The organism is Vibrio sp. D431a (assembly GCF_030248655.1).
GTDB lineage: Bacteria > Pseudomonadota > Gammaproteobacteria > Enterobacterales > Vibrionaceae > Vibrio > Vibrio alginolyticus.
In genome coordinates this window covers 95152-119042 of sequence record NZ_JAHGAP010000017.1, presented here as the reverse complement: position 1 = coordinate 119042, position 23891 = coordinate 95152, and the positions used below count along the sequence as shown (strand labels likewise).

Sequence of the window (23891 nt, the reverse complement as noted above, 5' to 3'; positions counted from 1 at the left end):
TTAACCCCCAGTTACCGGCGGGAAAAACGCAACTTCGTCACCTGCTTTTACTTGTGTATCCAAAGGGACGATGGATTGGTTCACTGCAGCAAGTAGCTTTCCTGGCTCGAGCGCTAAATCCCACTTGCCATCTTTCTTAGTGCCTTCTTCCACTAGATGTGCACGAATTGATTCAACCGTTTCAAACGGCCCGTCTAACTCGACACTGTCGATGCCAATCAGCTCGCGAGTTTGAGCAAAGAAAAGTACTTTAATCATGATTCCACCTTAAAGTGACCAGATTTACCACCCGTTTTCTCTAGTAGACGAACTTGACCAATGACCATGTCTTTTTGTACTGCTTTACACATATCGTAAATCGTTAGAGCAGCAACGGAAGCTGCCGTGAGCGCTTCCATTTCCACACCAGTTTTACCCGCAAGTTTACATACTGATTCGATGCGAACTTTGTTTTCTGCTTCGATAGCTTCCAGTTGAACTTCAACTTTAGAGAGTAGTAGCGGATGACAAAGTGGAATCAAATCCCAGGTTTTCTTCGCAGCTTGAATACCAGCAATACGAGCCGTCGCAAATACATCACCTTTGTGGTGCTGGCCAGAGACAATCAGTTGAAGTGTTTCTGGGGCCATGTGAACAAATGCTTCAGCACGAGCTTCACGAACCGTCTCCGTTTTTGCTGACACGTCAACCATGTTTGCTTCGCCAGAAGCATTGATATGTGTAAATTGGGTCATTGTTTTTCCTTCGCTTTTAGGAAAGGTTATACAGATAGGTGTGGCATGAAGTTACAAGGGCGATGACTTGCATCCAACTGCTGTTTAATAATTTTTGTCCAGCCTGTGCGGCACGCACCAGTTGAACCTGGCATTGCGAAGATCACGGTGTGGTTAGCAAAACCAGCAATCGCACGAGACTGAATCGTAGACGTACCGATCTCTTCGTACGACACCATACGGAACAACTCACCAAAACCTTCAACTTCTTTATCAAATAGAGGCTTAAGTGCTTCTGGCGTGCTATCACGTGAGGTGAAACCTGTACCGCCAGTAATCATGATCGCTTGTACGCTTTCATCAGCAATCCATTGAGAAACAATCGCGCGGATCTTGTACATGTCATCAATAACAATTTGCTTGTCTACTACGTTGTGACCCGCTTCTTGAGCATGCTCAGCTAGGTAACGACCAGAGGTATCGTTTTCTTCAGTACGAGTGTCAGATACCGTTAGAACGGCAATATTTGCAGGTTGGAATTTGCTTTCAGCGTGACCCATTTGTTCACCTATTCTCTTAATTAGCTTTGATACGCTTGGTATCGATTCGGAAAAAGTTAGAGCCAGCTTATCAGTGAACTCGCTCTAAAAATTGAATGAAGTTAGCCGCCGATAGACGCGAGGTGTGGCGTCATACCAGTATTGCCATCATGCAAGAAATGGCTTACCGACTTGGTTTGTAACTGCGCCTGGATACGTTCAATAAGCTCACTCTCTTGCTCATCACGTTCCAAAAGATCACGCAATTCTACACCGTGGTCTCCAAACAGACATAGGTGCAGCTTACCCATCGCAGAAACGCGCAGTCGGTTGCAGCTTTCACAAAAGTCTTTTTCATAAGGCATGATAAGACCTATTTCACCCTTGTAATCAGGATGAACAAATACTTGCGCAGGACCATCATTATGCGAGCGCACTTTCAGCAACCAACCATTTGCAATTAGCTGGTTACGAATTGCCACTCCGGATACATGGTGCTTATTAAATAGCTCATCCATCTCACCCGTTTGCATCAACTCAATGAAACGCAGTTGGATTGGACGATCTTTTATCCAGTTAAGAAACGCTGGCAGCTCGTGATGGTTCAGATCTTTCATCAACACCACATTAACTTTTACTTGCTCATAACCGACCTCGAACGCACGTTCGATACCATTCATGACTTCAGTAAACTTATTTTCACCTGTGATTTGATGAAACATACGCGGGTCAAGGCTATCCACACTGACATTAATGTGGGTTAAACCCGCTTCACGCCAATCTGCGACTTGTTTTGCCATACGATAGCCATTGGTTGTCGTTGCAACTTTTTGAATGCCAGGCGTCGCCGCTACTGAATGGATAATGTCGGTAAAATCTTTGCGTAAGCTAGGCTCACCACCAGTGATGCGCACTTTTGACGTGCCACAATCAGCGAATGCTTTTACGACCCGTTTGATTTCAGGGAGAGATAAAAAAGACGAGTTTTTATTGCCCGAAGGCTTATAGCCATCAGGAAGGCAATAGGTACATTTGAAATTACATACGTCGGTCACAGACAGACGCAAGTAATAAAACTTACGATGAAATTTGTCTTCGAATTGTTGCGCCACGGAACACCTTTCCAAACACGGGAGGCATGGCCATTTCCAATCATGCCCTTGTGACAGTATGCCACTGGCTCAAAACGCTTATCCAAGGACTTAGCAATAGTGAGCTCGGAGTTATGGCAACCAGAGATATGAAATCTCTGATAGCTTTGCGGTGTAAAATACTTAATATTTGTAATGGAATCCAGACTTGAGTGATAAAAAACTCTCTAGAGACACAATTTACCGCTAAGTGAGTACCTTTAAGACACTCCTTAAGATAAATTGTAGCCGTTTTTTATTAGATTATTAGAAGAACATAATGAATATCTACACAGATAAAAAAGTGGTCGCTGTTGGCGGTGGTCATGGCTTAGGTCGAGTGCTGGCCGCATTACGAGATTTTGGCAGCAATGCAACTGGGATTGTTGCCACGACTGACAATGGTGGTTCCACAGGAAGAATTCGTCACTGCCAAGGAGGAATCGCTTGGGGAGACACACGTAACTGTATTAATCAGCTCATTACAGAGCCTTCGATCAGTTCTATGATGTTTGAATATCGCTTCAAAGGCACTGGCGAACTTGATGGTCATAATCTTGGTAATTTGATGCTTACTGCACTCGATAACTTATCGGTCAGACCTTTAGATGCCATTAATCTGATTCGCAATATGTTAAAAGTCGACGTTAACATCCTTCCTATGTCCGAACACCCTTCGGATCTTTCCGCGTTATCCGTAGATGGGAAGTGGGTTACGGGAGAAACAAATGTCGACGAAATGAAAGCAGACTTGCGACGTTTGGATCTTTCACCAGAAGTGCCTGCTACCAAAGAAGCCATCACAGCTTTGGCGGAAGCGGACGCGATTATTCTTGGCCCTGGCAGTTTTTTAACTAGTATCATGCCTCCTTTATTGCTGCCTGAACTCGGCAAAGCGATTGCAGCAAACACAAAAGCAAAAGTCATTTTTGTTGCTAACCTGAGTCCAGAATACGGCCCAGCGGGACGAATGACGATGGCTCAAAAATTAGAATGGTGTGAACGTGCCTGTCAAGGAAGAAAAATAGACGTGGTTCTAGCAGAGAAAACCGAGCAAGACGTCTTAAGTCAATGGAATGTAGTGACGGAGTCACTCGCCTCCTCTAACCGAGACTGGCGTCACGATAGAAACAAGCTCAAACTAGCGATTGAAAATCAGCTACAACTTTCTATTTAAGAGCACGTTACCTGGCTAGCGCCCTCTTTTAAGGTGTTTATTGATAATGAAAACCCTTCTGTCATCGAAGGGTTTTAGTTCAGGCATCCAGTAAAAACAGATGTTTACTAAGAAAAAATGGTTAATAGAAAAAATAGCTACTGTCGCCAAGAGCGATAAGCATCTCGAGTTTCGTGCAAAAGATCGAACATAGCCTCTAACTCCTCAGACTCCGCAGTCAACTCACCGGCTTTCGCTTTTTTGTCTATGGACATAGCCAGTTCACAAAGGCGATCTGCCCCAAAGCTCGCAGCACTACTTTTCAACGCGTGGCTGATTTCTTTTGAGTAAGCTAATCGCTCTGCCCCCTGCAGTTGGGATAAGTTCTCGATATAGGTATCCATTTCTCCTAGGAAGATATCGAACAGTACAGGTACGTTGTCACTGCCAATTTCCATCGACAGTTCATCTATTTTTTGCTGATTTAATACATTTACACTCATACTTTTTGCCGCTCTTCCTTGCCGTTCCATGCCTGTAACTTGCGGTAAATCGTCGACGGACTGACATCAAGATATCCCGCCGCTCGAGGAATATTGCCATCACATGCTTCAATCGCTTGCTCGATTGCCATTTTTTCCGTCATCCATAATGGCATAATCTCAGATGCGGTCATCGCTTTCGGCTCAATTAATTTAGCCACAGACGACGGACGGTCAAGCGGTTGATTCAACGGTGGCGGTAACATGTCCAACGTAATCTCTTTACCGTTGTTTAGAACAACGATGTTGCGTAGCACGTTTTGTAACTGACGAACGTTACCCGGCCACTCATAGCTGTTGAATCGCTCGATGACATCAGGCGCAAAACGTATGAAGCTTTTTCCTTCTTCGTGTGACATGTAACCTAGCAGTGAGTCTGCAATTTCAATAACATCTTCGCCTCGTTCGCGTAAAGGCGGTAAATGCAAAGGAATGACATACAAACGATAGTACAAATCTTCACGGAATCGACCTTCTTGTACCTCTTTCCAGGGATCACGGTTAGTGGCACACACAAAGCGCACATCCACGCTCTTCATTTTTGAGGAACCCACTTTTTGGAATGTGCCCGTTTGAATAAATCGTAGCAACTTGGTTTGTAAATCCAAGTCCATCTCACAAAGCTCATCTAGAAAAAGTGTGCCGCCATCCGCTAACTCAGCTGCCCCTTGACGATCATTCGCAGCGCCAGTAAAGGCCCCTTTTACGTGACCAAACAGTTCACTCTCAATCAAATCTTTTGGAATTGCAGCACAGTTAATTGCAATAAAAGGTTTGTCACCACGTTTACTTGCTGCGTGAATAGCCTCGGCACATACCTCTTTACCAGTACCACTTTCACCTGTGATAAAAATACTCGCTTTACTGCTCGCCGCTGAATCTATCGTACGGTAAACCTGCTGCATGGTTTGGCTACTGCCGATAAACCCCTGATAGCTCTGATTACCTGGATTATCGGCTTCATTTTTTAGCTTGGTCGCTTTACGAATGGCATTGTTAACCGTGACACGTAAACGGTCTGCTTCACACGGTTTGATTAAAAAGTCTTGTGAGCCATGACGCATGGCCTCGACAGCGGTATCGATAGAACCGTGAGCGGTCATAAAGATTATAGGTACGTCGGGATGACTCTTTTTAACGGCATGTAAAACGTCCATCCCCGTCATATCTGGCAGACGGAGATCGAGTAAAATAAGATCTGGAATTCGATGATTTAGGCTCTCAATGGCATCCCTACCTGTGCCGACGATATTGATATCTATGCCAAGCGGTGTCAGGTATGAGCGGTACAGAGCCGCAACAGATGCGGTGTCCTCGACCATTAAAAGGTAACGAGACTTTGGGCCTTCGGGTTTTTGTTGCATAACCTAGCTATTATTTTGTTGTGTTTTAAACAATAATCGCATTACGCTTTGCATTTTGCAAATAACATTAGCTAAATTATGGGCAAAGGAAAAAATTCAAAAATAATATCAATTATTTAAAAAGTGGCACAAACCATGCTGTAACGATAATGACCCCTCGGGTCACCTAGCCAACTGACGTTGTTAGTGAACGATATGTTCACAAAACAAGCCAATAGACCCGACTGCCTATTGGCTTCTTTTTTTTTACAAGCGGCCTAAAATGCTTGGATAGCTAAATCGGTAAGTTTGTTCAACTATTTGCGATGAACTGCGCTCGTAGTTTTTCAATCTCGTCACGCTTTTGTGCCGCTAACTCAAATTCTAAATCTTGCGCATGCTGATACATCGCCGCCTCCAGTCGACTGATTTCTTTTTCTAGCTGCTGAGGGGACAGTGCCTCGTAAGTTTGCGAAGGCTCCGCCACTTTCGATAATGGTACCTGTTTAGTGTTACGCTGGCGTTTAGACTTAGTGATATCGCCAAGTTCCATGATGTCTTTGATATTTCGTTTGAGCGCTTGTGGCGAAATACCCATTTCTTTGTTGTACGCTTCCTGCTTCTCGCGACGACGGTTAGTTTCATCCATCGCCTTTTTCATTGAGTTGGTGATTCGGTCAGCGTATAAAATCGCCTTACCTTCGATGTTTCGTGCAGCACGACCAATGGTCTGAATGAGTGAGCGTTCAGACCGCAAGAAGCCCTCTTTATCCGCATCCAAAATTGCAACTAACGAGACCTCTGGCATATCCAGGCCCTCTCTCAATAAGTTTATTCCCACCAGCACGTCAAATTCCCCAAGACGAAGGTCACGGATAATTTCCACACGCTCAACAGTATCAATGTCTGAGTGTAAATAACGTACCTTAACATCATGTTCGTGAAGGTATTCGGTGAGATCTTCAGCCATTCGTTTGGTCAGTGTTGTAACCAGAACTCGTTCATCTTTAGCAGCGCGAATACGGATCTCAGACAATAGGTCGTCGACTTGGGTCGCTACTGGGCGAACTTCCAACTCAGGGTCAAGCAAGCCTGTTGGACGAACGACTTGATCCGCCACATCACCCGCCGATTTTTCTAGTTCGTAATTTCCGGGCGTAGCAGAGACGAAAATCGTTTGTGGCGCTAGTGCTTCAAACTCCTCAAACTTCAGTGGACGATTATCCAAAGCTGAAGGTAACCGGAAACCAAACTCCACCAGCGTTTCTTTACGCGAACGGTCACCTTTATACATGGCACCTATCTGCGGTACTGTCACGTGAGATTCATCGATGATCAACAAGCCATCATGAGGTAAGTAGTCAAACAGGGTTGGTGGCGGCTCACCTTCCGAGCGTCCACTGAGATAACGAGAATAGTTTTCGATACCGGAGCAAAAGCCCAACTCATTCATCATTTCGATATCGAATTGAGTGCGCTGGCTAATTCGCTGCTCTTCCAGTAGCTTGTTGTTATCTAGAAGCTGCTTTTTGCGCACTTCTAGTTCGACTTTAATATTTTCAATCGCTTCAAGAATGCGATCTCTTGGCGTGACATAGTGCGTCTTGGGATAGATGGTATAGCGCGGCAAGTCTCGTTGTTTGACCACGCCTGTCAATGGGTCGAACACACTGATGCAATCCACCTCATCGTCAAACATCTCAACGCGCACAGCGTCTTGGTCTGATTCGGCTGGGAAGATGTCAATCACTTCACCTCGAACACGGAATTGGCCACGCTCAAATGCAACGTCATTGCGCGAGTATTGGAGCTCCGCTAGGCGACGAAGCATATCACGCTGATCAATCACATCTCCACGTCGCAAATGAAGCATCATTTGTAAGTAGGATTCCGGATCACCCAAACCATAGATAGCTGAAACCGAAGCAACGATAATAGCGTCTTTCCGTTCCAATAAAGCTTTAGTGGCAGACAGTCGCATTTGCTCAATGTGGGCGTTAACCGAAGCGTCCTTTTCAATGAAAGTATCTGTTGTGGGAACGTATGCTTCAGGTTGGTAGTAATCGTAGTAAGAAACAAAATACTCAACCGCATTATTAGGAAAGAATGACTTCATCTCACCATATAACTGAGCAGCAAGCGTTTTGTTTGGCGCAAGTAATATTGCAGGTCGTTGGGCTTGAGCAATCACATTCGCTAGTGTGAAGGTTTTACCTGAGCCTGTGACCCCCAACAAGGTTTGATGTGCTAGCCCAGCATCGAGCCCCTCAAGCAACTGATTGATCGCTCCTGGTTGATCGCCCGACGGCTGATAATCGGAGACCAATTCATAGACTTTACTCATACCCTTCCTCAATTTTACTGCGCTTTGGCTGTATATATATACACCTTAGCTAATGAAATCTACGTCTATCGAGAATTTAACCATCATTGTTAATAAATTTTCTTGTTTGTCTAGAATGCTATAGCCATACAAAAGTGACTCTGATATAGTACTTCGCCCTAGTTGAAGAGCTACACACATTCTTCACATTATAGTTTCCACAACTTTTCCCCAAAAATTAGCTTAAAACTTTCTTATCCCCAAAAGATTGATTTTTATCCACTTTGAATACCTTTTGATTAACATCGATAAATCTCTGTTTTATTTGCTTATTTTACGCATAACTCTGACTAAAGATTCATTAAATAAAAACTTAGTTGCATATCAATTTTCTTTACCCAGATCTCATCAACATACTTATCCACAAATTTAGTGGATAACTAACCTCGAGCCTTTACTGGCAAGCCATACAGAAAAGTAAAGCCCTTAACTCAATATTTTTTTCTAAAAATGTATTTTTTTACTGTTGACAGTAGTTTGAGTGCTCGGTAAGATTCTTCCCGCTTTCAAGCAAAGCAATTCCTCCTTAGCTCAGTTGGTAGAGCGACGGACTGTTAATCCGCAGGTCGCTGGTTCGAGCCCAGCAGGAGGAGCCAGATTATAGAAAAGCCGTGTCGCAAGACACGGCTTTTTTTGTATCTTAATCGCCATGAAATCTAAGCCAATCTAGGCGTCATAAAATCACACCGAAATAAGTTCAAATTACAGAACTCATAACATTGTCATAGATAGTGTTCTCACAGTACCACACATTTAATTCTGTCTCTTTTCTAGCAAAAAACAATCATAACCAATTGAATCTATTATTAATGCAATTTAATCATTGAAAAAATGAAAAGCATTCATTTTACTCATACCAAATAAATCCATACGATTAAAAGGGTTAAGAATGGTTCCGTCCTACTCGTCGCCTCCATTCTAATTATCAATAACTTAGGGATTTACTTATGACTATTCCGACAACTGACATGCTAGATGCATGGGCTGGATTTACTGCTGGTGAATGGCAAAACTCTGTCAACACTCGTGACTTCATCCAAAAAAACTATACACCCTATGAGGGAGACGAGTCTTTCTTAGCCGAGGTTAGCAAATCCACTTCAGCATTATGGAACCAAGTGCTTGAAGGCATAAAACAAGAAAGCCGCACACACGCCCCTATTGATTTTGACACAGACTTGCCCTCAACAATCACTTCCCACGATGCAGGCTACATCAACAAAGATCTGGAAAAGATCGTTGGCTTACAAACTGATCAACCGCTAAAACGTGCAATCATCGCCAATGGCGGGATTCGCATGGTAAAAAACTCGTGCGAAGTTTATGGCCGCGAATTGGATCCAACGGTTGAAAAAATCTTCACTGAATACCGTAAAACTCACAACAAAGCGTGTTTCGACCTTTACACCAAAGAAATTCTAGCCTGTCGTAAATCCGGCATCATCACGGGCCTTCCTGACGCTTATGGCCGTGGTCGTATCATTGGTGACTATCGCCGTCTCGCCCTATACGGTATCGACTTCTTAAAAGCAGACAAAAAAGAACAATACAATTCAACACAAACGTTCTTAGAACAAGGCAACGATCTTGAGAAAACACTTCGTCTTCGCGAAGAAATAGCCGATCAAGTTCAAGCACTTGAAGACATTCGTCAAATGGGTCTGAAATACGGCATTGATATGTCGCTACCTGCAAAAACAGCACAAGAAGCGATCCAATTTACCTACTTTGGCTACCTAGCGGCGGTTAAATCGCAAAACGGCGCAGCAATGTCACTGGGCCGTACTTCGACTTTCCTAGACGTCTATCTAGAGCGCGATATCGCAAACGATTTGATTGATGAATCACAAGCGCAAGAAATGATTGACCACTTCATCATGAAGCTACGCATGGTTCGCTTCCTACGCACACCAGAATACGATTCATTGTTTTCTGGCGACCCAATCTGGGCAACCGAAGCCATGGCAGGTATGGGTGTTGATGGCCGTACACTAGTATCTAAAACGACATTCCGATACTTACATACGCTACATACTATGGGCCCTGCTCCTGAACCAAATATGACGATTCTTTGGTCAGAGCAATTGCCTGAAGCGTTCAAACAATATGCTGCAAAAGTGTCGATTGATACCTCTTCGGTTCAATACGAAAACGACGATCTAATGCGTCCTGATTTCGACAATGACGACTACGCGATTGCCTGTTGTGTGAGCCCGCAGGTTGTTGGTCAGCACATGCAATTCTTTGGTGCACGTGCCAACCTTGCAAAAGCACTGCTTTACACCATCAATGGTGGTATCGATGAAAAATCGAAAGCGCAAGTGGGTCCGGTAGTGGACAAAGTTCAAGATGAAATTCTCGACTTTGACGCTTTGATGCCTCGTTTCGACAATATGTTGGAGTGGCTAGCAACGCAATACGTCACAGCGTTGAACATCATCCATTATTCGCATGACCGTTACAGCTACGAAGCATCACTGATGGCATTGATGGATCGCGACGTGCACCGCACGATGGCGTGTGGTATTGCAGGTCTGTCTGTTGTTGCAGACTCTTTAGCAGCAATTAAATACGCAACCGTGAAACCCGTTCGTGATGAAGATGGCATCGCCGTTGATTTTAAAATCGAAGGTGATTATCCAAAATTTGGTAACAACGATGCCCGTGTTGATGACATCGCTTGTGATCTAGTTGAGCGCTTCATGAAGAAAATTCAGAAGATGCACACCTACCGCGAAGCAGTGCCAACTCAATCGATTTTAACAATCACATCTAACGTGGTTTACGGTAAAAAAACGGGTAATACACCAGATGGCCGTCGCGCAGGTATGCCTTTTGGACCGGGTGCAAACCCAATGCACGGTCGTGATGAAAAAGGGGCGGTTGCGTCTTTGGCATCGGTATCTAAACTGCCGTTTGCTTACGCGAAAGATGGTATTTCTTACACCTTCTCAATTGTGCCTAACGCACTGGGTAAAGATGAATTAAGTCAGAAGAAAAACCTAGCCGCGCTAATGGATGGTTACTTCCATCACGAAGCAAGCAACGAGGGCATTGCGATTGAAGGTGGTCAACACCTTAACGTCAACGTTCTAGACCGAGAGATGTTATTGGATGCGGTTGAACATCCAGAGAAATACCCTCAGTTGACGATTCGAGTGTCTGGTTATGCGGTACGTTTTAACTCTCTAACGACAGAGCAACAGCAAGACGTCATCACTCGTACCTTCACGAATAAGATATAAACACAGTCCATCAAGCACTCAGAAAGTTTAAATAATTAGCTTGTAAATATGCATTGCCCGCCTCTCTTTTCTACCTGGGAGAGGCGGGCTTTTTTTAAAATCACACATTAGATGAAAATTAATAGGTAGTATCCTCTCGCTAACAATACATTCAGCAAACGATTCAATTTCTTATTGATTCATCAAAATAGATCAAATAGACGACTATTTTTCCATCGTGTATGTAAAACCACATCGTTCACTGGTTGTTATTGGTGTCACAAAACACGATAATATCAAGATCGGATTTTAAGAACGTAATAACTATGACCGAATATGTTTTGTTGTTGGTCGGCACTGTGCTGGTGAACAACTTTGTACTGGTGAAGTTTTTGGGCCTATGTCCTTTCATGGGCGTGTCCAAAAAACTGGAAACAGCAATAGGTATGGGCTTAGCGACAACTTTTGTGCTAACGCTCGCGTCAGTGTGTGCGTATTTAGTGGAAAGCTATATCCTTCGTCCACTGGGTATTGAGTACCTTCGAACCATGAGTTTTATTTTGGTGATAGCCGTTGTGGTGCAGTTCACCGAAATGGTTGTGCACAAAACCAGCCCGACGCTTTATCGCTTGCTTGGCATTTTCTTACCGCTGATCACAACAAACTGCGCAGTATTGGGCGTGGCACTTCTTAACATTAATGAAAACCATAACTTTATTGAATCGATCATCTACGGCTTCGGCGCCGCTGTTGGTTTCTCATTGGTGTTGATACTTTTTGCATCCATGCGAGAACGCATAGCCGCCGCCGACGTTCCTGTACCTTTTAAAGGTGCATCAATAGCAATGATTACAGCAGGTTTAATGTCACTCGCCTTTATGGGCTTTACAGGTTTGGTGAAGTAAGCGATGAGTACGATTTTAATTGCGATTATCGCGTTAGCGGTTCTGGCTGCGATTTTCGGCGCGATACTTGGTTTTGCTTCTATTCGCTTTAAAGTAGAAGCGGACCCTATTGTGGATCAAATCGACGCCATTTTACCGCAAACTCAATGCGGTCAATGTGGCTACCCTGGTTGCCGCCCTTATGCTGAAGCAATTGCAAATGGCGACCACATCAACAAATGTCCACCTGGTGGTCAGGCAACAATCGAAAAGCTCGCCGACTTAATGGGTGTTGAGCCAGAAGAATCTGCGCACGATCTCGACAGCAAAATTCCAACCGTTGCGTTTATTCATGAAGACATGTGTATTGGCTGCACTAAGTGTATTCAGGCGTGTCCGGTGGATGCAATTGTAGGCGGAACAAAGGCGGTCCATACCGTAATCAAAGACGAATGTACGGGCTGTGACTTGTGTGTTGCCCCATGTCCGACTGATTGTATTGAAATGATTCCTGTGGCAACGACCACAGAAAGCTGGAAGTGGCAACTTCACTCCATTCCGGTACTTAACATTACGGATGCTGCCGACAATGCAGCGAACGTGAAAGATTCAATTAAGTAAGGTTTCACATGTTGTCTTTGATTGAACAAATTCGTACAGGCGCGCTTTGGGATTTCCCAGGTGGTGTGCATCCGGCAGAAAATAAAAAGCAGTCCAACAAAACTGAACTCGCTCATGCGGCTATCCCGTCAGAAATTGTATTGCCGCTAAAACAGCACATTGGTAAAGCGGGTAACCTACTGGTTGCCGAAGGTGACTACGTATTAAAAGGTCAGCCATTAACGCAATCGGAGACCGGCTTTACGGTTCCAGTGCATGCTCCAACATCAGGTACGCTCACCGCGATTGAGCCACGAACTGTCGCGCACCCTTCTGGGTTAAGTGAGTTGTGCGCAGTCATCACGCCTGATGGGAAAGATGCATGGTGTGAAAGAAACCCCGTCGCAGATTACCAACAAGAAACCCCTGACGCACTGATTGATATTATTCGTCTCGCTGGTATTTCTGGTATGGGTGGCGCAGGCTTCCCTACTGCAAAAAAAATCCAATCAGGTTTTGCTCGTACCGAGATTCTTATCGTTAATGCAGCAGAGTGCGAGCCATACATCACGTCTGATGACAAGCTCATGCAAGAACATGCCGAAGAGCTTATTCAAGGTATCGAAATTGTCGAACATATCCTGACACCAAAGCTCACGATTATTGGCATTGAAGACAACAAGCCAGAAGCAATCAAAGCGCTAGAAGCTGCGGCTATAAACAAAGATATCGTTATTCGCGTTATCCCAACTAAATACCCTTCTGGCGGTGAAAAACAGCTGATCAAAATTTTAACCAATAAAGAAGTACCAAGTGGCGCGATTCCAGCCGATATTGGTATTTTGGTTCAGAATGTTGGTTCTCTTTACGCTATAAAACGCGCAGTCATCGACGGTGAGCCGATGATAAAGCGCATCGTGACTCTCACTGGTAAAACCTTCAAACAACCACGCAACGTTTGGGCATTGTTAGGGACACCAGTACAAGCACTGTTGGATGAGTTTGGCTATAAAGCAGATAAGAAGTTACAGCGTTTAATTATGGGTGGGCCAATGATGGGCTTTACCCTTCCTCACTCCCAAGTGCCGATTACCAAGACAGCAAACTGTATCCTTGCTCCGACTCGTCGTGAGATCTCTCCGCACCAGTATGAGATGGAATGTATTCGCTGTAGCCAATGTGCCGAAGCGTGCCCTGCTTCGCTGCTGCCTCAACAACTGCAATGGCATGCGAAAGCTGAAGAATATGACAAACTCGATGAATTAAACTTAAAGGATTGTATCGAGTGCGGCGCTTGTGCGTTTGTATGTCCAAGTGAAATTCCGCTCGTACAGTACTACCGCCAAGCGAAAGCAGAAATTAGAACTAGAACACAAGAAGCGGAAGCTGCAGAGCGAGCAAAAGTGCGTTTTGAAGAGAAAAAAGCGCGTATGGAACGCGAAAAAGCAGAACGTGAAAATCGCTTCAAGAAAGCTGCCGATCAGCGCCGTAAAGAGATGAAGTCTTCTGGCGGCGATGATGCGATAGCAGCAGCAATCGCACGAGTGAAAGCTCAAAAGACAGAAACCACAGAAAAAGCAGAGCCAGCAGTAAAACCCGCCGTAGCGGCAGCCATTGCCAAAGCGAAGGCGAAACAAGCTGCAGCAGCTAAAGCAGGCTCTAGTGAACCTGATAACTCAGAAATGGCAAAACTGCGCGAAGAACGCAAACGTCTTGCTCGCGAACGTAAAGCGCAAAAAGAACAAGGCGAAACGCCAGACAATAACGCTGATGATAAAAAATCGGCAGTTGCGGCCGCCATCGCCCGAGCTAAAGCGAAAAAAGCACAACAAGAAGATTCAACTGAATCTGTAGAATCGGAAACGTCTGCACAGCAAGACAGCGATCCGAAGAAAGCCGCGGTTGCTGCTGCCATTGCACGTGCCAAAGCACGTAAAGCGAAGCAAGCAGACTCAACTGAAGCGGAAGAAGCTGAAGCACCTACTGAGCAAACCGACGATCCGAAAAAAGCCGCCGTGGCTGCTGCGATTGCACGTGCCAAAGCACGAAAAGCGAAGCAAGCAGACTCAACTGAAGCGGAAGAAGCTGACGCACCTGCCGAGCAAACCGACGATCCGAAAAAAGCCGCAGTTGCCGCTGCAATTGCTCGAGCCAAAGCGCGCAAAGCGAAGCAAGCAGACTCAACCGAAGCGGAAGAAGCTGACGCACCTGCCGAGCAAACCGACGATCCGAAAAAAGCCGCAGTTGCCGCTGCAATTGCTCGAGCTAAAGCGCGAAAAGCGAAGCAAGCAGACTCAGCTGAAGCGGAAGAAGCTGAAGCACCTGCCGAGCAAACCGAAGATCCGAAAAAAGCCGCCGTGGCAGCTGCCATTGCACGTGCCAAAGCGCGTAAAGCGAAGCAAGAAACGCAAACAGAGCCTGTTGAAGAAGCAACTTCCGAAGAACCAGAAGTGGATCCGAAGAAAGCCGCGGTTGCCGCAGCAATTGCGCGCGCGAAGGCTCGTAAAGCGAAACAAGCAGACTCAACTGAAGCGGAAGAAGCTGAAGCACCTGCCGAGCAAACCGACGATCCGAAAAAAGCCGCCGTGGCTGCTGCCATCGCTCGAGCCAAAGCGCGCAAAGCGAAGCAAGAAACGCAAACAGAGCCTGTTGAAGAAGCAACCTCCGAAGAACCAGAAGTGGATCCGAAGAAAGCCGCGGTTGCCGCAGCAATTGCGCGCGCGAAGGCACGCAAAGCGCAACAAGAAGCTAATAAAAATAATACTGAGGAGAACGAGTAGTGTCGTTTTTTATTGCCAGTTCACCGCATACCCACAGTCGTCGTAATACGCCAGACTTAATGAAATGGGTGGCACTTTGCGCACTTCCAGGTTTAGTAGCTCAAACCTACTTCTTTGGCTGGGGTACGCTGATTCAGCTGATTTTTGCCATTGCAGTCGCTGTATCCCTTGAAGCCTTAGTCATGATCTGTCGTAAACGCTCACCAATGAGAGCGCTACGTGATAACAGTGCAATAGTTACCGCTTGGTTGTTAGCCGTTGCTATACCACCATGGTCTCCGTGGTGGATTATGGTGATCGGGCTTATTTTTGCGATAGTAATCGCTAAACACCTCTATGGTGGCCTTGGACAAAACTTATTCAACCCTGCAATGGTCGCTTATGTGGTCTTGTTGATCTCTTTCCCAGTACAAATGACGAGTTGGAGTGCACCGACATCACTCATACCTGATCATGTAAATTTTGCAGATACACTCTCTTTAATTTTTACGGGCTATGATTACGACGGCTTATCACTTCAGCAAGTTCGCTCAGGTGTTGACGGTGTGACAATGGCGACACCACTTGATGCATTTAAGACTGGCATTCTTACAGGTGCCACTCCAAGCGAAGTAATGTCGCAGCCGATATTTGATGGCTTAGGTGGTATTGGTTGGCAATGGGTAAACCTTGCTTACCTTCTTGGCGGCATAGTCATGATCAAAAAGCGTATCATCCAATGGTATATTCCAGCAGGTTTCCTTGCGAGTCTGACTCTGTTTAGCCTAGTGTTCACGTTGCTGACGCCAGGGGAAACTGCGTCGCCAATTTTACACTTGTTATCTGGTGCAACCATGCTTGGCGCATTCTTTATTGCAACCGATCCCGTTTCGGCGTCTACCACCGTCAAAGGACGTTTAATCTTCGGTGCGCTTATTGGTGCTTTGGTCTTTATCATTCGCAGTTGGGGCGGTTTCCCAGATGGTGTTGCATTTGCAGTGTTGCTTGCAAATATGTGTGTGCCACTGATCGATTACTACACCAAACCTAGAACTTACGGTCACTGAGGTAAACATGTTAACCGCTATTAGAAAAAATGGTCTGACACTCGCGATATTTGCCTGTGCAACAACCGGATTAGTCGCCCTTACTCAGTACCTAACAAAAGACCAAATTAAGGTACAAGAGCAAAAACAATTACTTTCTGTTTTGAATCAAGTCATTCCAGAAAACATGCATGACAACGCACTCACGCAAGCTTGTACAATGGTCACGTCTCCAGATCTGGGGACATTACGTGCGATGCCAGCCTACCTCGCCACGAAGAATGGTGAACCAACAGCAATCGCAATAGAATCTATCGCGCCAGATGGCTACAATGGTGAGATAAAAGTGATTACTGGGATTGATAATCAGGGCAATATTTTGGGGACACGCGTCCTAAACCACCAAGAAACCCCTGGTCTGGGCGATAAAATCGATCTTCGTGTCACCGACTGGATCCTGAGCTTTACGGGCAAACAAGTCACGGAAAGTAACTGGAACTCATGGAAAGTTCGTAAAGATGGTGGTGATTTCGATCAATTTACTGGTGCAACGATCACGCCTAGAGCCGTCGTAAAAGTGGTGCGAAATACCGTTAACTACGTAAACCAATCTCGTGAAGACATTCTTAGCCAGCCTTTGGGCTGTGAAGGAGAGCAGTAATGAGTGAAAATAAATTGCTGATGAAAAACGGTATGTGGAGCAATAACCCTGCTCTCGTACAGCTGCTGGGTCTGTGTCCACTACTAGCGGTTTCTTCCACGATAACCAATGCCTTAGGTCTTGGTATTGCAACCTTATTAGTGCTGGTCGGCTCCAACGTCACGGTTTCTCTTATTCGTAATTACGTACCAAAAGAGATCCGCATTCCTGTGTTCGTGATGATCATTGCCTCTCTCGTTACCTGTGTTCAGTTATTGATGAATGCCTATGCGTATGGTTTATACCTATCTCTTGGTATCTTTATTCCTCTGATTGTAACGAACTGCATTATTATTGGCCGAGCAGAAGCTTACGCGTCAAAAAATGATGTTGCACCCGCTGCGCTAGATGGTTTGTGGATGGGCCTTGGTATGACGAGCGTCTTGGTTGTTTTAGGTGCCATGCGCGAATTAATTGGTAATGGCACACTATTCGACGGAGCAGACCTTCTCCTAGGAGACTGGGCTTCAGCTCTACGGATCCAAGTTTTCCAATTTGACAATAGCTTCCTGTTAGCGCTTCTCCCACCTGGTGCATTTATCGGTGTTGGGCTGTTGATAGCGCTCAAAAATGTCATAGATAATTCAATTCAGGCACGTCAACCAAAAGAAGAAAAACCAACCATAGAACGTGCTCGCGTCACTAACGCATAACAAGATAAGGCTCTGTCATAGGAGCCTTTTTCATAAACCGCAGAGACGGTATTGGAAGTCAGCAATGAACAAAATAAAAAGAATCGAAATTCTTGAGCGATTACGAGAAAACAATCCGAATCCTCAAACTGAGCTTAACTGGAGCTCCCCTTTTGAGCTGCTAATCGCTGTATTACTATCAGCTCAAGCAACCGATGTAAGCGTCAATAAAGCCACCGACAAGCTTTTCCCTGTAGCGAATACACCTCAAAGCATTCTTGATTTGGGAGTCGATGGCTTAAAAGAACACATAAAGACCATCGGTTTGTTTAACTCAAAGGCAGAAAACACAATCAAGACTTGTAAGATCTTGTTGGAAAAACACAATGGTGAAGTTCCTGAAGATCGTGCAGCGTTAGAAGCGCTGCCAGGCGTAGGTCGCAAGACCGCAAACGTCGTGCTCAACACCGCTTTTGGTTGGCCAACTATTGCCGTCGATACGCACATTTATCGCGTGTCGAATCGCACTAAATTTGCGATGGGAAAAACGGTTGATGATGTCGAGCAGAAGCTATTAAAAGTTGTGCCAAAAGAGTTCAAACTCGATGTGCACCACTGGCTCATTCTTCATGGTCGTTATACGTGCGTAGCAAGAAAGCCTCGCTGCGGTAGCTGTATTATCGAAGATTTGTGCGAATATAAAGAGAAAGTATACCCAGATAGCTAATGCTATTTGTAAATCAAAGCTAGGAGCAAAAAATGTCAAACGGTCGAATTCTCCACACTATGCTTCGCGTAGGTGATCTAGACAAATCCATCAAGTTTTACACTGAAGTTATGGGCATGCAGCTGCTTCGTACTAACGAAAATAAAGAGTACGAATACACGCTAGCGTTTCTTGGTTATGGTGACGAATCCCAAGGTGCAGTGATCGAACTGACTTACAACTGGGGTAAAACTGAGTATGACCTAGGTACTGCTTTTGGTCATATCGCCATTGGTGTTGATGATATCTACACAACTTGCGACGCTATCAAAGCGGCGGGCGGTAATGTGACGCGTGAGCCAGGTCCAGTAAAAGGCGGAAGCACGCACATTGCATTCGTAAAAGACCCAGATGGTTATATGATTGAGCTTATTCAAAACAAGCAAGCTTCATCAGGTCTTGAAGGCTAAGCGGCACTTCTAATAATCACTTGTACTGCAAGTTGAACTCCGATTACAGGCAGGTCTGCGATCTGCCTGTCCTTTTATAAACAAAACCCTTTACTTGATAATAGTTATCGTTTAGATTTATCCGCAACTTCGATATGCGGGATTACGATAATGATCAGTGAATGGGAAAAACACACACTTCTAGCCGATACGGCACTTCAACTAGATGACCCTGTTCGCAGCATTCTTCATTACCAGCAAGCCCTAAGCCTGAGTGAAGATATCAGCGAATGTGTGGAAATTGAGGCGGACGAGCGATTATTAATTTCTGTGATTTCTTGTCATAACTTAGCTCAGTTCTGGCGTTGGGCTGGAGATACTGACTATGAACTCAAATACCTTCAACTGGCCTCTGAGAAGGTCTTAACACTTATCCCACAATGCCCAAATAAAGAGTGTGCAAGCTTTATCGACTCGATAGGATGCTGTACTAAGGCGTTGATAGACTTTATGAAGCGTCACCCTAATCCGGCTATTGCCAAACAGGTTGAAAAAATCGATACCGCCACCAATTGCGAAGTCATTGCCAAATTCCGCTTAAACTAACATTCAAATTATACAGCAGGAATCACCGAAACGTGCTTGGCAAAATACCACTAAAATATTATTAACAACGTCAGTAAATCAAAAATGCCGAAGCTTTCAGCTTCGGCGTTTTTATATGCATCACACTTGGGTTCGCCCTAGAGATATCACGACTCGGCGGTTTTTGTCTTTTCCTATTGGCGAACCGTTATCTGCAATAGGACGACGCTTGCCGTACCCTTGCACTTGAATTCGATCTTCCGGTAGCCCTAGAGACTGAAAATAGTCACGAAGTGACTCTGCACGTCGCTCTGATAAACTTTGACTCGCACTTTTACCATCGGTTGAATCTGTGTAAGTCGCCACCAGCACGAGATCGATATCTTGATTATGTCGGATATAATCTGCAATTTGTGATAAACGCTTTTTAGAGGCCTTGGTTAACTGATCACCTTGTCTTTCGTAGTGCAAAATCGTAAAAGCAATGTCCTCAAAACTGTATTTCAATAAGTTGGAAATACAGTCGCTAAACGCGTTGTACTTGTTTTGAAATAGTACTGATGACAATGCGACTTCAATTCTCTGATCTCGGCTCTGCCAATCTTGGTAACTAAAAGTCGGATAACGGCCTTTTTCCAGCTCAGACAAAATGCCCCATGCTGTTTGCCCTCCGACATAACCATCAAACTGTTTAAAAAACTTTAGGTTTGTAATTCGATCGGCGTGTTCACCTGGTCGCCAAGGTGGCGGCATAGAAATGAGACTGACGTTACGTGTTTCTCCCATCGGGCGACGCATTTTTAACTCAAAGTCTAAATTGATTTTTTTGTTCGCACGAGATGAAAATACCGCATCTCCAAAGCTTGGAATGGGGTGTACAAGCTGACATTCTAATGGTGTATTGACCACCATTTCCCATTGAGATTGCTGTGGAGTTGCAGCATAACGTTTGCCCATCAAAGCGAAGCTGCTTGTGCTAAACAACGAAAATACAACACCACTGGTAATCAGCCATTTCTTCATCTAATACTGTCTCTTAAACGGCAGTCTGTTGCCGTCAATTTGCATCAATAAAACCACTTCAACCGGCATGCAAAAATCTCGCCAATATAGGGTTATATGTCACACTGCCATTAATGTGAGCCACCGTGTTCCAATCACCTTAACCGCCACTTAGCGTTTTACTTCCTCATGTTTTATCGGTTTACATGATGCAAAGTATGGCGAATAAACGTCTACATAATATGCAATACAAACTTATTGATTGGATGCAAAATAGAATTCCGGTTTTCTCTTAAATTGCGGTTTTTCTCATCGGTATAATCTGCAATAATGCAGCCTTCGTCACACAAAAATAAGCCAACATGACACTAGAAAATGAAGCTCTAACCTTGAAAAAACGCTTTCGTGGTTATTTCCCTGTGGTAGTAGACGTTGAGACCGCTGGTTTCAATGCTCAAACTGATGCACTTTTAGAAATCTGTGCCGTTACGTTGAAAATGGACGAACATGGCGTGTTGCATCCGGCCTCCACCATTCATTTTCATGTGGAACCATTTGAAGGCGCTAACTTAGAAAAAGAAGCGCTTGAATTCAATGGTATTCGTGACCCTTTCAGCCCTCTTCGTGGTGCTGTTTCTGAGCAAGAGGCGCTAAAGGAAATTTATAAGCTTATTCGCAAAGAACAAAAAGCCGCAGATTGCTCACGTGCAATTATGGTTGCTCATAACGCAGCATTCGACTTGGGTTTTGTAAATGCAGCAAATGAACGCTGTAAACTAAAAAGAGTCCCTTTTCATCCCTTTGCTACTTTTGATACGGCTACATTAAGTGGCCTTGCTTATGGCCAAACAGTTCTCGCTAAAGCTTGCAAAACAGCCGGGATGGAATTTGATAACCGTGAAGCACACTCTGCGCTTTACGATACACAAAAAACAGCAGAATTATTCTGCGGTATTGTCAACAAATGGAAGGCCCTCGGCGGTTGGCCGCTTGTCGACGAAGAATAATAAGTAAACACAACATATTAGGAAAAGTATGAATCCTGTCGTTATATCAGTGTGCGTCATGCTCGTGTTAGCATTGATGCGCGTAAACGTGGTGGTTGCCCTCACGTTTAGTGCCATCGTAGGCGGCCTAGTCGCAGGCATGAGCCTTGGGGATACGGTTGCCGCATTTGAAAGTGGTCTAGGTGGCGGTGCAACTATCGCGCTAAGCTACGCCATGTTAGGTACTTTCGCTGTTGCCATCTCGAAATCAGGCATCACGGATCTACTGGCCAAAAGTGTTATCAAGCGCTTAAATGGCAAAGAAAACTCCGCCTCCACTACTGGCTTAAAGTACGCCGTGTTGGTGGCATTAGTGCTTGTTACGATGTCGTCTCAGAACGTAATTCCGGTCCATATCGCCTTTATTCCAATTTTGATTCCACCTCTTTTGGGCGTATTTGCGAAACTTAAGCTCGATCGACGTTTGGTCGCGTGTGTTCTTACCTTCGGTTTGATCACACCTTACATGATCTTGCCTGTTGGTTTCGGCGGTATTTTCTTAAACAACATTCTGTTAAAGAACCTACATGACAACGGTTTGGAGAATGTGGTTGCAAGCCAAGTCCCAACCGCCATGTTACTGCCTGGTGCAGGTATGCTGTTTGGTCTATTACTGGCTATCTTTGTTAGCTATCGTAAACCGCGTGTCTACAAAGAAACTGAGTTGACTGTCGTTGACGAAACCGATCATGTCATCAATAAAAAGCACATCTTGGTTGCGGCACTTGGTATTGTCGCTGCATTGGGTGTTCAGCTTTACACGGGTTCAATGATTATCGGTGCTCTAGCTGGCTTTATGGTGTTCACTTTCGGCGGCGTTATTGCATGGAAAGAGACGCACGACGTGTTCACTAAAGGTGTACACATGATGGCAATGATTGGCTTCATCATGATCGCAGCGGCAGGTTTTGCAGCAGTAATGAAGCAAACTGGCGGTGTTGAAACACTAGTACAATCGCTATCAACCAGCATCGGTGACAATAAGCCTCTAGCTGCACTACTGATGCTGATCGTTGGTCTATTAGTAACAATGGGCATTGGTTCATCGTTCTCTACGATTCCAATCCTTGCAACTATCTATGTGCCTCTTGCGCTAGCATTCGGTTTCTCGCCGATGGCAACGATTGCACTGGTAGGTACTGCAGCTGCGTTAGGTGATGCAGGCTCTCCAGCTTCTGACTCTACATTAGGCCCTACATCTGGTCTAAATGCCGACGGTCAACATGAGCACATTTGGGAAACAGTCGTTCCAACCTTTATCCATTACAATATCCCTCTAATCATCTTTGGTTGGATTGCAGCAATGGTGCTTTAATACTATTGTTTGGATGGATATACATTAGTTACGAAAAAGCCGCTCAATGAGCGGCTTTTTGTTATTCATAACTGTGGTTATTGCGCTGGCATATTGTCAATAATACGCTCACGAATCAGCTTCAAGGTTGGTTCTGTCGACAGGTAATCGATGGCAATCGGAAAATAAGCGTCGTTAATTTTAAGAACCAAGCTAGGGTAAGAGCTCACTCCTAGGCTCTTTGCAAGGCTCAATTGATCTTCGAATACACCTTCTAAGAAAGAGCCATCCATGTCATTCTTGAATTGCTGAACGTTCAAGCCAATTTCTCTCGCTAGTTGCAAGTGAGTGGCTTCTTCATGAGGAGGCATCGCACGTAAGTAATACGCATGCTGAATCGCTTCTAGCATCTGCTCATAAGAATCTTGAAAGCCCGCTGCAATAACCGCACGACAAGATTGGTAAGTGCTTCTAACTGGCGTACAAAGCTTCCAGAAATCGTAGTTAAACTTAGTGCCTAACTGGCGCTCAATCTGCTTCCAAATACCTTCGAGTTTTTGTTGCATCTCGGGCGGCATCGGTAAATTAGTATCTGGCGCAAGACCACCAACCACATACTCAAACTGAATCACACCTGGCAGTTGCTGTTTTAGTTTATCCAGCGTTGGTTTGTAACCCCAACACCAACTGCACATTGGGTCATGCACGTAGTAAAGCTTTATGTTCATTCCACTAACCTAAAAAGAAAAAGGAGCCAGTACGGCTCCTTCGTATTCTATCGCTAAATGTGAGTATTTACGAATTACTCAGCTTGATCTTCAGCGCGCGCTGCTGCTTCTTTGATTAGAGGCTGCAGTTCACCTTTTTGGAACATTTCTAGAATAATGTCACAACCGCCGATAAGCTCACCTTCAACCCATAGTTGAGGGAAAGTTGGCCATTGCGCGTACTTTGGTAACTCAGCACGGATATCTGGGTTTTGCAGAATGTCTACGTAAGCGAACTTCTCACCACATGCCATTAGTGCCTGTGACGCTTGAGAAGAGAAACCACAGCTAGGTAGTTTCGGTGATCCTTTCATGTACAGCAGGATTGAGTTTTCAGAGATCTGCTGTTTGATTTTGTCGATAGTTTCCATCGCTTCCTCATTCATGGGTT

The 23891-nt window shown here is 44.9% G+C and carries 23 protein-coding genes, 1 tRNA gene and 1 riboswitch; of the genes, 14 read left to right on the top strand and 10 right to left on the bottom strand.

Annotated features, from left to right (window positions below):
- The 4 genes from moaD to moaA form a co-directional block, all read right to left on the bottom strand.
- Entirely contained in the window at window positions 1-258 is a 258-nt protein-coding gene (moaD, locus tag KJB35_RS15875) for a molybdopterin synthase sulfur carrier subunit (protein WP_005388938.1), read from the bottom strand.
- Window positions 255-734 (bottom strand): cyclic pyranopterin monophosphate synthase MoaC, encoded by a 480-nt coding sequence (moaC, locus tag KJB35_RS15870; protein ID WP_005380779.1) that lies wholly within the window; start codon window positions 732-734, stop codon window positions 255-257. The genes moaD and moaC overlap by 4 nt, the downstream gene beginning before the upstream one ends.
- A gap of 26 nt (window positions 735-760) precedes the next feature.
- On the bottom strand, window positions 761-1273 hold the full coding sequence (gene moaB / locus KJB35_RS15865; RefSeq protein WP_005388935.1) for a molybdenum cofactor biosynthesis protein B: 513 nt from the start codon (window positions 1271-1273) through the stop codon (window positions 761-763).
- 101 nt (window positions 1274-1374) lie between these two features.
- A complete protein-coding gene (gene moaA / locus KJB35_RS15860; protein WP_017636052.1) occupies window positions 1375-2364 on the bottom strand; it encodes a GTP 3',8-cyclase MoaA in 990 nt (329 codons plus the stop codon).
- A riboswitch (molybdenum cofactor riboswitch) is annotated at window positions 2353-2487 on the bottom strand. (Overlaps the previous gene by 12 nt.)
- Before the next feature lie 175 nt (window positions 2488-2662).
- Between moaA and KJB35_RS15855 the strand changes: the two genes are divergently transcribed.
- Window positions 2663-3559 carry a YvcK family protein gene (locus KJB35_RS15855; protein WP_213908060.1) on the top strand — a complete coding sequence of 299 codons (897 nt, stop codon included), beginning with the start codon at window positions 2663-2665 and terminating at the stop codon, window positions 3557-3559.
- Between the two features lie 137 nt (window positions 3560-3696).
- Here KJB35_RS15855 and luxU read toward each other — a convergent pair whose 3' ends face one another.
- The 3 genes from luxU to uvrB form a co-directional block, all read right to left on the bottom strand.
- On the bottom strand, window positions 3697-4041 hold the full coding sequence (luxU, locus tag KJB35_RS15850) for a quorum-sensing phosphorelay protein LuxU (protein WP_017636054.1): 345 nt from the start codon (window positions 4039-4041) through the stop codon (window positions 3697-3699).
- A complete protein-coding gene (gene luxO, locus KJB35_RS15845; protein WP_285469442.1) occupies window positions 4038-5444 on the bottom strand; it encodes a quorum-sensing sigma-54 dependent transcriptional regulator LuxO in 1407 nt (468 codons plus the stop codon). Before luxO ends, luxU begins: the two co-directional genes overlap by 4 nt.
- A 292-nt stretch (window positions 5445-5736) precedes the next feature.
- Window positions 5737-7767: an excinuclease ABC subunit UvrB gene (gene uvrB / locus KJB35_RS15840; RefSeq protein ID WP_213908062.1), complete on the bottom strand. Its 2031-nt coding sequence runs from the start codon at window positions 7765-7767 to the stop codon at window positions 5737-5739.
- A gap of 559 nt (window positions 7768-8326) precedes the next feature.
- Here uvrB and KJB35_RS15835 point away from each other — a divergent pair.
- The 11 genes from KJB35_RS15835 to KJB35_RS15785 all read left to right on the top strand — a co-directional run bounded on the left by KJB35_RS15835 (window position 8327) and on the right by KJB35_RS15785 (window position 19412).
- A tRNA-Asn gene (locus KJB35_RS15835) sits at window positions 8327-8402 on the top strand.
- Window positions 8403-8753: 351 nt separating this feature from the next.
- Window positions 8754-11051, top strand: coding sequence for a formate C-acetyltransferase (pflB, locus tag KJB35_RS15830; RefSeq protein ID WP_213908063.1), 2298 nt, complete (start codon window positions 8754-8756; stop codon window positions 11049-11051).
- A gap of 305 nt (window positions 11052-11356) precedes the next feature.
- Complete coding sequence (gene rsxA, locus KJB35_RS15825) at window positions 11357-11935, top strand: electron transport complex subunit RsxA (protein WP_005380762.1); 579 nt, start codon at window positions 11357-11359, stop codon at window positions 11933-11935.
- Window positions 11936-11938: 3 nt separating this feature from the next.
- Window positions 11939-12535, top strand: coding sequence for an electron transport complex subunit RsxB (gene rsxB, locus KJB35_RS15820; RefSeq protein ID WP_005380760.1), 597 nt, complete (start codon window positions 11939-11941; stop codon window positions 12533-12535).
- An 8-nt stretch (window positions 12536-12543) separates the two neighbouring features.
- Window positions 12544-15294, top strand: coding sequence for an electron transport complex subunit RsxC (gene rsxC / locus KJB35_RS15815; protein WP_213963177.1), 2751 nt, complete (start codon window positions 12544-12546; stop codon window positions 15292-15294).
- Complete coding sequence (rsxD, locus tag KJB35_RS15810; protein WP_033907336.1) at window positions 15294-16340, top strand: electron transport complex subunit RsxD; 1047 nt, start codon at window positions 15294-15296, stop codon at window positions 16338-16340. The genes rsxC and rsxD overlap by 1 nt, the downstream gene beginning before the upstream one ends.
- A 7-nt stretch (window positions 16341-16347) precedes the next feature.
- Window positions 16348-16980 carry an electron transport complex subunit RsxG gene (rsxG, locus tag KJB35_RS15805; RefSeq protein WP_033907338.1) on the top strand — a complete coding sequence of 211 codons (633 nt, stop codon included), beginning with the start codon at window positions 16348-16350 and terminating at the stop codon, window positions 16978-16980.
- Window positions 16980-17672, top strand: coding sequence for an electron transport complex subunit E (locus KJB35_RS15800; RefSeq protein WP_005384881.1), 693 nt, complete (start codon window positions 16980-16982; stop codon window positions 17670-17672). Before rsxG ends, KJB35_RS15800 begins: the two co-directional genes overlap by 1 nt.
- A 64-nt stretch (window positions 17673-17736) precedes the next feature.
- Window positions 17737-18378 carry an endonuclease III gene (gene nth, locus KJB35_RS15795; RefSeq protein WP_033907339.1) on the top strand — a complete coding sequence of 214 codons (642 nt, stop codon included), beginning with the start codon at window positions 17737-17739 and terminating at the stop codon, window positions 18376-18378.
- Window positions 18379-18410: 32 nt separating this feature from the next.
- Window positions 18411-18827, top strand: coding sequence for a lactoylglutathione lyase (gloA, locus tag KJB35_RS15790; protein WP_017635317.1), 417 nt, complete (start codon window positions 18411-18413; stop codon window positions 18825-18827).
- A gap of 150 nt (window positions 18828-18977) precedes the next feature.
- Entirely contained in the window at window positions 18978-19412 is a 435-nt protein-coding gene (locus KJB35_RS15785; RefSeq protein WP_005384886.1) for a DUF2753 domain-containing protein, read from the top strand.
- Window positions 19413-19532: 120 nt separating this feature from the next.
- Here KJB35_RS15785 and KJB35_RS15780 read toward each other — a convergent pair whose 3' ends face one another.
- Window positions 19533-20414: an OmpA family protein gene (locus KJB35_RS15780; protein WP_005384887.1), complete on the bottom strand. Its 882-nt coding sequence runs from the start codon at window positions 20412-20414 to the stop codon at window positions 19533-19535.
- Between the two features lie 341 nt (window positions 20415-20755).
- On the opposite strand from KJB35_RS15780, the gene rnt reads away from it, so the two are divergent.
- Both rnt and KJB35_RS15770 read left to right on the top strand, forming a co-directional pair.
- On the top strand, window positions 20756-21400 hold the full coding sequence (gene rnt / locus KJB35_RS15775) for a ribonuclease T (RefSeq protein ID WP_005384888.1): 645 nt from the start codon (window positions 20756-20758) through the stop codon (window positions 21398-21400).
- Window positions 21401-21428: 28 nt separating this feature from the next.
- Entirely contained in the window at window positions 21429-22754 is a 1326-nt protein-coding gene (locus KJB35_RS15770) for a Na+/H+ antiporter family protein (RefSeq protein ID WP_017821192.1), read from the top strand.
- 77 nt (window positions 22755-22831) lie between these two features.
- Here the strand turns inward: KJB35_RS15770 and KJB35_RS15765 are convergent, their stop codons facing one another.
- Both KJB35_RS15765 and KJB35_RS15760 read right to left on the bottom strand, forming a co-directional pair.
- Entirely contained in the window at window positions 22832-23461 is a 630-nt protein-coding gene (locus KJB35_RS15765; protein WP_132936849.1) for a DsbA family protein, read from the bottom strand.
- A gap of 74 nt (window positions 23462-23535) precedes the next feature.
- Entirely contained in the window at window positions 23536-23871 is a 336-nt protein-coding gene (locus tag KJB35_RS15760; RefSeq protein ID WP_017635833.1) for a Grx4 family monothiol glutaredoxin, read from the bottom strand.
- Between the last annotated feature and the right edge of the window lie 20 nt (window positions 23872-23891).

Bases quoted from the DNA above. Each gene is read 5' to 3' on its own strand.
- KJB35_RS15780 (WP_005384887.1), bottom strand. From the start codon at position 20,414: ATGAAGAAATGGCTGATTACCAGTGGTGTTGTATTTTCGTTGTTTAGC.
- rsxA (WP_005380762.1), top strand. From the start codon at position 11,357: ATGACCGAATATGTTTTGTTGTTGGTCGGCACTGTGCTGGTGAACAAC.
- rsxG (WP_033907338.1), top strand. From the start codon at position 16,348: ATGTTAACCGCTATTAGAAAAAATGGTCTGACACTCGCGATATTTGCC.
- moaB (WP_005388935.1), bottom strand. From the start codon at position 1,273: ATGGGTCACGCTGAAAGCAAATTCCAACCTGCAAATATTGCCGTTCTA.
- KJB35_RS15785 (WP_005384886.1), top strand. From the start codon at position 18,978: ATGATCAGTGAATGGGAAAAACACACACTTCTAGCCGATACGGCACTT.
- luxU (WP_017636054.1), bottom strand. From the start codon at position 4,041: ATGAGTGTAAATGTATTAAATCAGCAAAAAATAGATGAACTGTCGATG.
- pflB (WP_213908063.1), top strand. From the start codon at position 8,754: ATGACTATTCCGACAACTGACATGCTAGATGCATGGGCTGGATTTACT.
- rsxB (WP_005380760.1), top strand. From the start codon at position 11,939: ATGAGTACGATTTTAATTGCGATTATCGCGTTAGCGGTTCTGGCTGCG.
- nth (WP_033907339.1), top strand. From the start codon at position 17,737: ATGAACAAAATAAAAAGAATCGAAATTCTTGAGCGATTACGAGAAAAC.
- KJB35_RS15765 (WP_132936849.1), bottom strand. From the start codon at position 23,461: ATGAACATAAAGCTTTACTACGTGCATGACCCAATGTGCAGTTGGTGT.
- moaD (WP_005388938.1), bottom strand. From the start codon at position 258: ATGATTAAAGTACTTTTCTTTGCTCAAACTCGCGAGCTGATTGGCATC.
- KJB35_RS15770 (WP_017821192.1), top strand. From the start codon at position 21,429: ATGAATCCTGTCGTTATATCAGTGTGCGTCATGCTCGTGTTAGCATTG.
- rsxC (WP_213963177.1), top strand. From the start codon at position 12,544: ATGTTGTCTTTGATTGAACAAATTCGTACAGGCGCGCTTTGGGATTTC.
- KJB35_RS15855 (WP_213908060.1), top strand. From the start codon at position 2,663: ATGAATATCTACACAGATAAAAAAGTGGTCGCTGTTGGCGGTGGTCAT.
- luxO (WP_285469442.1), bottom strand. From the start codon at position 5,444: ATGCAACAAAAACCCGAAGGCCCAAAGTCTCGTTACCTTTTAATGGTC.
- rnt (WP_005384888.1), top strand. From the start codon at position 20,756: ATGACACTAGAAAATGAAGCTCTAACCTTGAAAAAACGCTTTCGTGGT.
- moaC (WP_005380779.1), bottom strand. From the start codon at position 734: ATGACCCAATTTACACATATCAATGCTTCTGGCGAAGCAAACATGGTT.
- KJB35_RS15800 (WP_005384881.1), top strand. From the start codon at position 16,980: ATGAGTGAAAATAAATTGCTGATGAAAAACGGTATGTGGAGCAATAAC.
- uvrB (WP_213908062.1), bottom strand. From the start codon at position 7,767: ATGAGTAAAGTCTATGAATTGGTCTCCGATTATCAGCCGTCGGGCGAT.
- gloA (WP_017635317.1), top strand. From the start codon at position 18,411: ATGTCAAACGGTCGAATTCTCCACACTATGCTTCGCGTAGGTGATCTA.
- KJB35_RS15760 (WP_017635833.1), bottom strand. From the start codon at position 23,871: ATGGAAACTATCGACAAAATCAAACAGCAGATCTCTGAAAACTCAATC.